We start from the raw sequence: 12,265 nt of genomic DNA, 5'->3' as shown, positions 1-12,265 counted from the left end.
TTAACACCCCTAATAAGGGGGACGGCTTTTCTGGAAGAGATAATTTTGTCTACTGGAGAAACGAAGGTGCCGATGTGCGTCGAGAACTTGGCGCCTGGCTCCGGGGAGACAATGTATTTGGTAATGCGGGAGTCCTCATTAACAAAACCACGCTTGACTCGACATCTTATGCTGGAGAAATGTTCGACGACAATACGGGAGCAATTGTCCCGTTTGATCCGCGTAATTTGACGGCAATATTTGCATTCATAACTGACGAAGGCTTTCCCGCCGCTGTCAAGAAGGTGGATCAATCGTTAAAGGTCACGATTGGTAGCTTCGGGAAGATTCAGTTCGACCTGGCGCATTGGCAGGCGGTGGCGAGTGAGAGATATTCGCTCGGATTCCCGAAGCCAATATCCAAAGACCCCACCCAATGGCTCTTCAACGGCCACCCGAAGGGCTCGGACGCGCCGCTCCAGGTCGCCGTTGCCCGGCTCCTGGGCTACCGCTGGCCGCGCCAGACCGGCTCCGAGTTCCCGGACTGCCCGGCCCTCGGCCCGGACGGGCTGGAGGCGCACGCGGACGCCGACGGCATCGTCTGCCTGCCGCCCATCAACCGCGAGCAGCCCGCCGCGGACCGGCTGCGCCGTTTGCTGGCGGCGGCCGGGTGTGGCGACGGGAGCGGGGCCGTCCCGGCCCCGGTGAAGCACGGCTCGGGCCGGGACGGCCCGCCTCCCAGCCTGGAGGACTGGCTGCGGGACGGCTTCTTCGAGCAGCACTGCAAGCTGTTCAAGAACCGCCCCTTCATCTGGCACCTCTGGGACGGCCGCAAGGACGGCTTCCATGCCCTGGTGAACTACCACCGGCTCGACAACGCCAACCTGCAAAAGCTCTGCTACAGCTACCTGGGCGACTGGATTCGCCAGCAGGACGCGGACGCCAAGGCCGACAAGCCCGGCGCCGCCGAGCGCCTGGGCGCCGCCCGCGCCCTGGAGGCGGAGCTGGTCAAGATCCTGGAAGGCGAGCCCCCCTATGACCTCTTCATCCGCTGGAAGCCCCTGCACCAGCAGCCCATCGGCTGGCAGCCGGACCTGAACGACGGCGTGCGGCTCAACATCCGCCCCTTCATGCAGGCCCGCGACATGGGCCGCAAGGGCGCAGGCCTCTTGCGCTTCAAGCCCAACATCAAGTGGGACAAGGACCGCGGCACCGAGCCCCTCCGCCACAAGGCCGACTACCCCTGGTTCTGGCACGAGACCGAGCCGCCCTCAGGCTGCCCCGGCGGCCCCGACTTCACCGGGCGGCGCTGGAACGACGTGCATCTGACCCGCGCCCGCAAGCAGGCCGCGCGGACCGCTAAGAGATCCGACACTTAAGTCGAGGCGCAAAGTGCATTTCTCTTGCGGCGAGTCTATCGTATCGGGGTGCCCGCGACGCGCCCGGCGGCTGCTACCCAGAGCCTTAGGCTGGGAGCTTGCCCATGATTGCGACGAGGTACGCATGGTCCGCTCAGCGGACGCTGTGAGAAACGGAGCGCGCTTCTCTTCTATTTGCCTTGGGGGCTTCAGATGAAGGACTCTTCCGAACTTTTGCGGGTGAAGAGCATTCGGGTCAAGGGGCTGTTCGACCTTTTTGATCATACGGTGGATCTCAAACTCGACGAGCGTGTAACGGTGTTACACGGACCCAACGGAGTCGGCAAGACGATGCTCTTGCGCCTGACGAATGCGCTCCTTGATGGCCGCCTCAGCCTCTTTCAAAGAGTTCCTTTCCGCAGATTCCTCCTCGTGCTCAGTGATGATCGAGCTGTATCGGTCACGCTAGCACCCGCCAAGGTGAAGCTGGAAAAATCTACACGCAAGGGCAGAAGGCGTCAGAACCACCCTCCACCGGTTCTGCACCTCGAATTGCTGCAGGGCGAGAATCCGGTAGATCGAATGGAAATCTCTGGCGCGCAGGATGTCGTTGCCATGGCTGAGGCGATTTCTATGCGTATGCCTTGGGTGCAGCGATATGACGAAGATCTTTGGTACGACGAACGGGTGTTCCGGGAGCTCTTGACTCCCGAGGAGGTGGTCGCGCGCTACGGCGATGAGCTTCCGACCAGCGCAAGGCGCTCCGCGCAACGAAGCGATCCTGATTGGCTGAAAGCGGTTCGGGATCAGGTGAACGTGCATTTCATCGCGGCGCAAAGGTTACTCAGGGTCAATATGGAGGACTCGCGGCGGCCCGGCAGTCGCCCGCGGACGTTGTCGACTGTCTTGGATTATGCGAGCGATCTGCGCGCGAAGATCAGCGAGACCATGGCGGGGTACGGCCAGAAGTCACAGACACTTGATCAATCCTTCCCTCAACGGCTGCTTGCAAGTCGCGGTGAAGCGCTTCCGCCAGATGCTCTCAAGGAGAGGATGGAGACGCTGGATCAGCACCGAAACGAGCTGAAAGCATTGGGGCTCCTGGTGCGCTTGGATAGTCACCCGTTCGATACCGCGGCAATCGACACGTTGGACCCCGGCCAGCAAAATGTGATGACCCTGTATGTGAAGGACACCGAGCAAAAGTTGTCTGAGCTTGACGACTTGGCAAGAAGGGCCCGTCTGCTGCTCGATAACGTCAATCGCAAGTTTCATCGCAAGCAGGTACGCATTGATCATGAGCTGGGGTTGGTCGCGGAGAGCGAGAACGGACGCGCACTCGGTCTGGATGCACTCTCCTCGGGGGAGCAGCACGAACTGGTTCTGCACTATGATTTGTTGTTCAGAGTGAGACCCAATACGCTCGTCTTGATCGACGAGCCCGAGCTGTCCCTGCATGTCGCGTGGCAAAAGCGCTTCCTCCCAGACTTGCTGGAGATCGTGGAAACGGCCCAGTTCGATGTGCTGATGGCGACGCACTCGCCGTTTATCGTGGGCGATCGTACCGATCTGATGATTGGACTGGACGCGGATTGACGATGGACTTGCGAGAGTATAAGAACCCAGGCGATATCGAGGCGGAAGTGTTGATGATGCGGCAGGTGCACGCGGGCAGCTTCCTGCTGGTGGAGGGCGTCAGCGATGTACGGTTCTGGACGCCAAGAGTCGCGGAAGGAATCTGTGAGATCGTGGACGGCAACGGCAAGCCGAATGTCGTTGGCGCGACGCTTCGGCTGGACACGCGACACGTCCGGGGCGTGCTCGGCATCGTCGACGACGATTGGGAAACACTCGCGGGACGTCCATTGCCGTCTCCAAACCTGGTCGCCACCGATTGCCATGACCTGGAGTGCCTGTTGTTGCGATCCCGGGCCTTGGAGCGAGTGTTGGCGGAACACGGAGATAGGGACAAGATCAGGCGCTTCGAGGACCGGGCAGGGGCCAGTGTGCGTTCTGCGCTGCTTGACCGGGGAATCGAGGTCGGGCGGCTCAGGTGGCTCGCTGCAAGAGACACATGGGCATACCCGTTCGGCAACAAAGGTGCGCAGCGATTTCTGGAGCCTTCGCGTTGGAGTCTGGACATCGATCGCATGCACGGTGATGTCGTGGCGGCGGGGGCTTATGCCTCGGTGGAGGAGCTCAGGGCAGCGTTGGCGGCGCTCCCGGAGGCTGATCCTTGGCTGGTTTGCAACGGGCACGACTTGGTCGCGACACTCCTGGTTGGGCTGCGCAAGGTGTTGGGACGCATGAAGGCGACGGTTGGCGTTGACCAGTTGTCCGCGCTCTTGAGGGCCGCGTTCGAGGATGCCGAGCTGGAATACGGGCACCTCGGCAGGGAGATCCGCCGCTGGGAAGACGGCAATCGACATTACCGGATTCTTCGGTCTGTGCGAGTAGTCTCTGGCCGCGCGAGTGAGGGTGGAGAGGGCGGTGAGGTCCGAAATTGATGCAACGGCGGCGGGGTAGCTGCTATGTCTCGTCACCCCGTGCTTGACAGTCGCGCACCCTTGAGGTTTGCGCGGCGCTGTTCTGCGGTTGCGAACGGCCTGCGAATGCCCTCGACGGCCGAGGAACTGGCCGCAGAGACCCAGAGCGCCGTCTTTCGGGCTTCAGGGTCGCGGAGATAGCGGTTCGTGTCGAGGAGCGACTTGGGCATGCTGAGCGTAATCGTTTTTGGATCTAGCCCGAAAGTATCGCACGGCCCGGTACGGCCGGCGCCGGCGATCGCCGAGGTCGCGAGCTGTGATCGGCCCTGCACAAGCGGGCGTTCGGCGGTTCGGCAAGTCCACGGCGCTGCCACCGCTTTAGACTCCGCTACGTTCAGGGTGATTCGCGGAGGTGTCGCCATGCACCGTGATGGCGCCGAAGAAGCGTCGGTTGGTTTTGATCGCGTCGCCGCGGAAGGCCGCGAGCGGCAATCTTTCGAGGGGTCGCCCGAGGGCCGGGTCGCAAGGCTGCGCGCCGAAGCGGTGCCCCCGGAGACGCGGCGCGCCGTGCGGGCGTTTCGGGAGCGGGCGTCGGTGCGGTACGACGTCGTGGGGGCGCTGTTGTTCGGCAGCCGGGCTCGGCAGGAGCACCGGGCGGACAGCGACGCGGATGTCGCGCTGTTGCTGCGCGGGCCGCGCGGTGCGTTTCTGGACACGAAGCTGGAGCTTGCCGACATCGCTTACGACGTCTTGTTGGAGACGGGCGTGCTGGTGCAGCCGTTCCCGCTCTGGCGGGAAGATTGGGAGCATCCGGAAGCGGCGGCGAATGCGGCGCTGCTGGCAGAGATCGCGCGCGACGGTATTGCGCTGTGATGCCGCCCGAGCTGATGGCCAAGGCACGGCGCGCCCTCGCATCGGCGCGGCTGTTGCAGCAGGTGGGCGATGCTGCCTGGGCGCTGGCTCAGGCCGAGAGCTTCGTGACCGCCATGGAACGCCTGCTCGCCACGGATACGGCTCGGGGCAGCGACACCGATAGTGCAGAAGAGTCATGACCGAATCCGTCCTCGACGCCCTGATCGGCAGCCTGCGCGACGCGGCGACGTATAACCGCCACGACCTCGCGCCGCCGGCCGTTATCCTCTGGACCGACGGTGAGCGGCTTTGGGAGCCGGTCATCAGCCTGTTGCTGGAGGCCGTGCCGGAGCTGCTGGTGCTGGCCGAGGCAGCCGACGGCACGCGCCGGGGGCCGGCCACCTGGCTGCGCTACCGGCTGGCGCGTGACGAGGCGGCAGCGCGGCCGGTGGTGTATCTGCCCGGCATCGGCCGGCAGGCGTTCCGCGGTGCGGCCGGCTTTCCGGAACAGGCGCGGCACCTGTACGCGCTCCAGTTCCAAGGCCAGTTCTTCACCCAGCAGAACGGCAAGGACTGGACGCCGGCCGCCTTTCTCGGCGCGGGGCAGGGTGGCCTCGAGTTCGACGTCGCGCGGGATCGTGCGACGACGGGCGCGCTGCACGCCCAGTTGCGGCAGGTGCTGCGTGCGCCGCGGCAGAACCTCGCGGGCAAGAAGCTGGAGGCGGCGGACTTCCACGGGCTTGCGGCCGGCGACCCGGTGGCCTTGATGCTGGAGTGGATCGCGGGTGCGGCAGGCCAGGGCAGCGACTGGCCGCCTGACCGCTGGGCGGCGTTCACGGCGCTGGCGCGACAGCAGTTCGGCATCGAGCCGGACAAGGATGGCGTCATCACCGCGGTGGAGAAGCTTGTCGCGGGCGGTGGGGCCTGGGATGCGGTCTGGCAGCGCTGGTGCCAGTCGCACAAGGCGTTCGCCGGCGTGCGCAAGGCGCTGGACCTGCTGCCGCCGCCGACGGATCTGTTTGTCCAGGAGAGCGACCGGCGCCCCGCGACCAATGCCAAGCGGGAGCAGGCGCTGCGCGAGCAGCTGCTTGCGCTGGGTGATCTGCCGTACCAGGTGGCGCTGGGACAGTTGCAGACGCTGTGCGACGAGCATGCCGCGCGTGCCGATTCCATCTGGGCGGAGTTGGGCGAGGCGGACCTCGCGCGCGCGGCCGTGCACCTGAAGGCGATGGCCGGGGGCATCGCCGGCGGCGCCCTCGGGCACGACTGGACGGCGCTCACTGCCGGCTACCTGGACTTTGGCTGGCGCGTGGACGATGCCGCCTGGCGCGCCTATGCCGCGGTGCGGGATGCGCCCGATCTGGCCGCGGTGGAGGCGGCCCTGCGCGGGGCCTACGGGCCTTGGCTGGAGCAGTTGGCGAAGCAGGTTCAGGGCTGGGCTGGCACCTATCCCTGTGCCGGTCCGACGCAGGCGTCGACCTTCTCCCCGGAGCCCGGCACGGTGCTGGTGTTCGTGGACGGGTTGCGCTGCGACCTCGGCATCGCGCTCGCGGAGCGGCTGCGGGGCGATGGATTGGATGTAACGATGGACGCGCATTGGACGGCGCTGCCGACCGTGACTGCCACCGCGAAGCCGGCCTGGCGACCGCTGGCGAATGTGCTGACCGGTGTCGAGCTGCCGGACGGCTTCGAACCCCAGGTGGCGGAAAGCGGCAAGCCACTCTCCCATCACTGGTTCGGCAAGCTGATCGCGCAGGCGGGCTTTGCGACCTTGGACGCCACCGAGACGGGCGACCCGTCCGGCTGTGCCTGGACCGAGACCGGCTGCTTCGACAAGGACGGACATCACCACCAGGCGGGCCTGGCGCATCGGCTCGACGACGAGCTGCGGGCAGTGACCCTGCGCGTGCGGGAGCTGCTGGCCGCGGGCTGGCAGAGGGTCGTGGTCAGCACCGATCACGGCTGGCTGCTGCTGCCGGGTGGCCTGCCGAAGGTGGACCTGCACCAGGACTTGACCGAATCCCGCTGGGCGCGATGCGCCAAGCCCAAGCACGGCGCCGCGCATGGCCTGCCGATGTTGCCCTGGTTCTGGGGTGGCGGGCACGCGGTGGTTTGCGGACCGGGGATCGGCGTGTTCCAGCACGGCGTCGCCTATGCGCACGGGGGCTTGAGCCCACAGGAGGCGCTGGTACCGGTGTTGACCGTCTCGGGCGGTGGTCCGTCGGCGGCGCCGGTGACCATCGGGAGCGCGCAGTGGAAGGGGTTGCGGTTGCGGGTGCAGTTGGCGGGCGCCTATGCCGACACTGCGCTGGACATTCGCACCAAGCCCGCGAACGCGAGCTCCAGCCTGTTGGAGCCGGAGCGGCGACTATTGCCTCCCGATGCGGATGGGAAGCTTGCGTTGCTGGTGGAGGACGACGCGCAGGAGGGCGCCGCGGCCGTGCTCGTGGTGGTCCGCGCCGGGCAGATCGTTGCCAAGCGGCCAGTCGTCATCGGAGGAGACTGAGCCCATGCAGCTCGACACCCTGGACCGGCTCGCGAGCCAAGCCTTCGACGGGTTCATCGTGCGCAAGGATCTGGTGCGCCGCTTCAAGGGCCAGTACCCGGTGCCGACCTACGTCGCCGAGTTCCTGCTCGGGCGCTACTGCTCCAGCACCGACGAGCAGGAGATCCAGGAGGGGCTGGACATCGTCCAGCGCCAGTTGGAAGCGCGCACGGTGCGCGCCGGCGAGGAGGAGCTGTTCAAGGCCCGCGCCAAGGAGCATGGGCGGGTGAAGCTGATCGACCTGCTGACGGCGCGGCTGGACTCGAAGAACGACTGCTTCGTCGCGGAGCTGCCGAGCCTGCGCGAGAAGACTGTCCGCATCAGCGACGAGCTGGTGCACGACCACGAGCGCATGCTGACCGGCGGCTTCTACGCCGAGATCGAGCTGACCTACGACCCGAGCATTGCCGAGGAGAAGAACGGCCGACCGTTCGGCATCGCGAGCCTGCGCGAGATTCAGCTCTCCAAGCGCGACGCGCTGGACGTGATGGCGCGCGGGCGGCACCTGTTCACCTTCGAGCAGTGGCGCGATTTGCTGTTGCGCAGCGTCGGTCTGGAGCCCGGGAGTCTGACACCGCGCACCCGCGACGTGATGCTGCTGCGGATGGTCCCGTTCGTCGAGAACAACTACAACGCGGTGGAGCTGGGGCCGCGCGGCACCGGCAAGAGCCACCTGTACCAGCAGGTCTCGCCCTATGCGCACCTGGTGTCGGGTGGCAAGGCGTCGGTGGCGCGGATGTTCGTCAACAACAGCACCGGGCAGCGCGGCCTAGTGTGCCAGTATGACGTTGTGTGCTTCGACGAGGTCGCCGGGATCAGCTTCGACCAGAAGGACGGCGTCAACATCATGAAGGGCTACATGGAGTCCGGCGAGTTCAGCCGCGGGCGGGAGAGCATCCGCGGCTTCGCGAGCATCTACATGGTGGGCAACTTCGACGTGGACGTGTCCCACCAGCAGCGCATCGGCCACCTGTTCGGCCCGATGCCGCCGGAGATGCGCGACGACACCGCCTTCATGGACCGCATCCATGCCTATGTGCCGGGCTGGGACGTGCCAAAGGTCAGTCGCGACCAACTCACCGACCATTTCGGCCTGGTCAGCGACTTCGTGTCGTCCTGCTGGAACCACCTGCGGGCATCGTCCCGGTTGCAGAAGTTCCAGGGCAGCATCCAGTTCGGCGGTGCCCTCAGCGGCCGCGACACCAACGCGGTGCAGAAAACCATGAGCGGACTGCTCAAGCTGATGTACCCGTACTCGGTGGCCGGCGGCGTCGAGCCGGCGCTCCAGGAGATCCCGGACGAGGCCATCGAGTGGGCGGCGCGCCTGGCGCTGGAATGCCGGCGGCGGGTCAAGGAGCAGCAGAAGCGCATTGGCGCCGCGGAGTTCCGCAACACCCATTTCAGCTTCCAGATGGGGCGGGACGGGGTGGAGCAATTCGTCGCCACACCGGAGTTGCACAGCGACGACCAGATCGGTGATGACCCGCTGCCGCCGGGGCAGGTCTGGGTGCTGTCGCCCGGCGGGCTGGACGAGCATGCGGGCCTGTACCGGGTGGACGTCACCGAGGGGCCGGGCTCAGGCGTCAACATTCTCAACCAACCGCCGGCAGCCGCGTTCAAGGAGAGCGTCCGCTGCGCGGAGCAGAATCTCTACGTGCGTGCCAAGGAACTGGTGGGCGACCGGGACCCGCGCGCACACGAGTTCTCCGTCCAGATGCGCGCCTTCGACGCCGGCAAGTCGGGCTCTGCGACCGGGGTCGGTACCCTGCTGGCCCTGTGTTCTGCGCTGCTGGAGAAGAGCCTGAAGGGCGGGCTCATCGTCGTCGGCGGGCTCAACCTCGGCGGCTCCATCGAGCCCGTCTACAACGCGGTGACCGTCGTCGAGACCGCTGTAGACAAGGGTGCCAGGACCGTGCTGCTCCCAGTGACCTGCCGCAAGCAGCTCATCGAGCTGGATGACGACATCGCGACCCGCGTCACCGTGGTCTTCTACAGTGACGCGCGGGACGCGTTGTTGAAGGCATTGGTGGACTAGCTAGATTTCCGGTTCGCCTGGTTGTGGCCGCACGGCGTGCGGTTATTCGTGTCGTCGCGACCAAGCGCCGTGCGCTTGCAATGGCGAAAGCGGGGGGCGAGTCGGGTTCTTTGAACCCGGCGGTGTAGAAGCGACGCTCGATCTCTGATGTCTGGCAACGGCGTGCGCGCCGAAGAACGGATTTCCTCAACACCTCCGGCATTGCGGGTAACGCCAGCTCCGGCACTGGCGCGCATGCGATGCGTGCGGCGCCGTCGAGGATGAGCATGGCGCGAACTTTGCTTACCTCTCGCGTTGTGACTACGACGCTCGAGCGGGCGGTGACACCCGGTCGCTGACTCGCATCCGCGCGCCGTGGTCGCGAAGCGGGCTCTGCGGAGCCGGTCGTGTACCTCCTGTAGCTCTTATGAGCGAGAGGCAAGCCGGTGTTGGCGAAGTCGGTGTCGAAACTGGAGCGCACCATTGGCGGCGGACCGAATCCACCGCCGGCCGGGTCATTTGCCGTGAGTGATGAGGGGTGTGAGCGTGCCGTCCCTGAGGCCGACGCGGACAGATCGGCGCTCGCCAATGGGCGCTCGTGGGAGGTCGGTTATCGGTGGATGCTGTTGGGAGCGACCTTGTTGGCGCTTTGCGTCGTCGTGCTCGGCGCCACCGTGCGGCTGGCCGATGCTGGCCTCGGTTGTCCGGATTGGCCCGGCTGCTACGGGGCATTGACCGTTGGCGGGGCGCTGGCGACGCCGCCGGCGCAGCGGGCAGGGCGCTGGGCGGGACAGCCGCTGGATGTGGCGCGTGCGCGGATGGAGATGCTGCACCGCTACGTGGCCGGCACCCTGGGGCTGCTGATCCTCGGGATCGTGGTGCTCGGGCGGCGCCGGTTTGCGCTCGGGATAGCCGGCCCGGTGTTGGTCGCTCTGGTGATGCTGCAGGCCCTGCTCGGCATGTGGACCGTCACGCTGCGGCTGGAGCCGCTGGTGGTGACGGCCCATCTGCTGGGCGGCATGACGGTGCTGGCGCTGTTGTGGTGGCTAACGCTTCGGGTGCGGAGTGATGGCGCTCGCGCAGCCTCCCCGCACGGCGCTTTGGATGGCCGATCTCCCGGTCTTGGGCTGCGACTCCTCGCGCGGACCGCGCTGTTGCTGCTGGCGCTGCAGATCGCGCTCGGCGGCTGGGTGGCGGCCAATCACGCGACCCTCGCCTGCCAGGGCTTCCCGACCTGTAACGGGAGTTGGTGGCCGGCGGCGGACTTCGCGGACGGGTTCGCGCCGCTGGTTGGCCGCCTTGCCGATGCGGGCATGTCCGGGCCGGGACGCATCGCGATCCAGTGGGTGCACCGGCTCGGCGCCATGGGCCTGTTTCTCGTCCTCGGGACCTTGGCGGTGCTGACCGGCCATGCGCGCCGGCCGGCGCCGATCCGCCGCGCCGGGCGCATGCTGGGTGCGCTGCTGCTGGTGCAGATCGGGCTCGGCGCCGCCACGGTGCTCGCGGGTGCGCCGCTGGCCCTGGCGGCTGCTCACAACGCCGCCGCGGCGCTGCTGCTGTTGGTGCTGGTGGCGTTGAACTGGGCGCTCGGGCGCGCCGCGCCCCGGATCGGACAGCGGGATGATCCGCACCTGGAGCGGGGCCTTGCGCGGCCCGGCGTCGGGGTTTGACGTGGCCGGGCAGGGCAGGGCCATGATCCGCACGGCCGCCGCGGCCGAAAGCGCCGTCGGCGACGCGCCCGCCCGCTCCGCCGGACGTCTTCGTGACCGCGGCGCCGCAGATGCTCGCTGGCGCGCCTATGTCGCGCTGTGCAAGCCGCGGGTTGTCAGTCTGGTGGTGTTCACGGCCTTGGTCTCGATGTGCCTGGCGGCGCCGGACGCGCCGCTGTCCTGGACGGTCATGCTCGCCGGGGTGCTCGGGGTTACCTTGGCCGCCGCGTCGGCAGCGGTGCTGAACCAGGTCGCGGACCGCGACATCGACGCGCTGATGCGCCGCACCATGGGCCGGCCGCTGCCGACCCATCGCCTGCACTTGGCCGAGGCCCTGGGTCTGGCTGCGGTGCTGGGTGTCGCGGCGCTGCTGGTGCTCGGGCTCGCCGTCAACCTGCTGACGGCGGCCCTGGCGCTGGTGACCCTGATCGGTTATGCGGTCGTCTACACCCGCTGGCTCAAGTGGCGGACGCCGCAGAACATCGTCCTCGGCGGCGCCGCCGGCGCGGCACCGGCGCTCATCGGCTGGACCGCGGCGACGGGTGCGCTGGCGCCGGGGGCGCTGTCGCTATTTCTGATCGTCTTCGTCTGGACGCCGGCGCACTTTTGGCCGCTGGCCATTGCACGGCGGGCGGACTATGCCGCCGCCGGCGTGCCGATGCTGCCGCTGACCCATGGCCTGGCGTTCACCCGCGGGCGCATTCTCGCCTACGCAGTGGCGCTGGTGCCCGTGAGCCTGATGCCCTGCGTCGCGGGCCTGAGCGGCCCGGTCTATGGCGTCGGCGCGCTGCTGCTGGGCTGTGAATTCGTGCGGCGCGCGGCCGCTTTGCGGCGCCGCGGCGGCGATGCCGCCGCGATGGCCTTGTTCCGCTATTCCATCAGCTATCTGACGATGCTGTTCGCGCTGATGCTCATGGACCGCTGGCTGATGGCGCTGCTGGCAATCTTGATGCGCTGAGTCTGACCGGTGGGCCTCCTACGTCGGCCCGCCCCTCCATACCCGCTGCTCCAGGCGCGCCGGCGTGGGAGCGCCACTGCCTTTTGTGGCGCGACGACGGCTGGGAGGTTGCCTGCCGCTTGGTGGCTACTCGGGGCGCGGCGTGCTGCCTTGCCGCCGGTCGCGGCACCGCGAGTGCCGCTCCCACGAGAGCCGCTCCCACAAGCGCTGCTCCCGAAACGGCTGCTCCAGGCGCGTCGGCGTGGGAGCGCCACTGCTTTTTGTGGCGCGACGACGGCTGGGAGGTGGCCGGCCGCTTGGTGGCTACTCGGGGCGCGGCGTGCTGCCTTGCCGCCGGTCGCGGCACCGCGAGTGCCGCTCCCAC

9 protein-coding genes are annotated in these 12,265 nt (G+C 67.2%); all 9 read left to right on the top strand.

Features of this window, described 5'->3' with window-relative positions; all coding sequences use genetic code 11:
- Positions 1-284 precede the first annotated feature (284 nt).
- The 9 genes from LJE69_RS11945 to LJE69_RS11905 all read left to right on the top strand — a co-directional run bounded on the left by LJE69_RS11945 (position 285) and on the right by LJE69_RS11905 (position 11,901).
- On the top strand, positions 285-1,358 hold the full coding sequence (locus LJE69_RS11945) for a hypothetical protein (RefSeq protein ID WP_296925254.1): 1,074 nt from the start codon (positions 285-287) through the stop codon (positions 1,356-1,358).
- Positions 1,359-1,550: 192 nt separating this feature from the next.
- Positions 1,551-2,933 (top strand): AAA family ATPase, encoded by a 1,383-nt coding sequence (locus LJE69_RS11940; RefSeq protein ID WP_296925252.1) that lies wholly within the window; start codon positions 1,551-1,553, stop codon positions 2,931-2,933.
- Positions 2,934-2,935: 2 nt separating this feature from the next.
- A complete protein-coding gene (locus tag LJE69_RS11935; RefSeq protein ID WP_296925251.1) occupies positions 2,936-3,844 on the top strand; it encodes a DUF4435 domain-containing protein in 909 nt (302 codons plus the stop codon).
- Between the two features lie 207 nt (positions 3,845-4,051).
- Complete coding sequence (locus LJE69_RS11930) at positions 4,052-4,696, top strand: nucleotidyltransferase domain-containing protein (RefSeq protein WP_296925249.1); 645 nt, start codon at positions 4,052-4,054, stop codon at positions 4,694-4,696.
- Positions 4,693-4,875, top strand: coding sequence for a hypothetical protein (locus tag LJE69_RS11925; RefSeq protein WP_296925247.1), 183 nt, complete (start codon positions 4,693-4,695; stop codon positions 4,873-4,875). The genes LJE69_RS11930 and LJE69_RS11925 overlap by 4 nt, the downstream gene beginning before the upstream one ends.
- Positions 4,872-7,181, top strand: a complete 2,310-nt coding sequence (gene pglZ, locus LJE69_RS11920) for a BREX-1 system phosphatase PglZ type B (RefSeq protein ID WP_296925245.1) — start codon at positions 4,872-4,874, stop codon at positions 7,179-7,181. Before LJE69_RS11925 ends, pglZ begins: the two co-directional genes overlap by 4 nt.
- 4 nt (positions 7,182-7,185) lie before the next feature.
- Entirely contained in the window at positions 7,186-9,255 is a 2,070-nt protein-coding gene (gene brxL, locus LJE69_RS11915) for a BREX system Lon protease-like protein BrxL (RefSeq protein ID WP_296925243.1), read from the top strand.
- A 599-nt stretch (positions 9,256-9,854) separates the two neighbouring features.
- Positions 9,855-10,904, top strand: a complete 1,050-nt coding sequence (locus tag LJE69_RS11910; RefSeq protein WP_296925241.1) for a heme A synthase — start codon at positions 9,855-9,857, stop codon at positions 10,902-10,904.
- Between the two features lie 22 nt (positions 10,905-10,926).
- Positions 10,927-11,901: a heme o synthase gene (locus tag LJE69_RS11905; RefSeq protein ID WP_296925239.1), complete on the top strand. Its 975-nt coding sequence runs from the start codon at positions 10,927-10,929 to the stop codon at positions 11,899-11,901.
- The last annotated feature ends 364 nt before the right edge of the window (positions 11,902-12,265 follow it).

Origin of the sequence: Thiohalocapsa sp., from assembly GCF_022340605.1 — a bacterium.
In the GTDB taxonomy this organism is placed as follows: domain Bacteria; phylum Pseudomonadota; class Gammaproteobacteria; order Chromatiales; family Chromatiaceae; genus Thiohalocapsa.
Note: the sequence above shows the minus strand (reverse complement) of the source record. Positions and strands in the feature narration are given on the sequence as shown.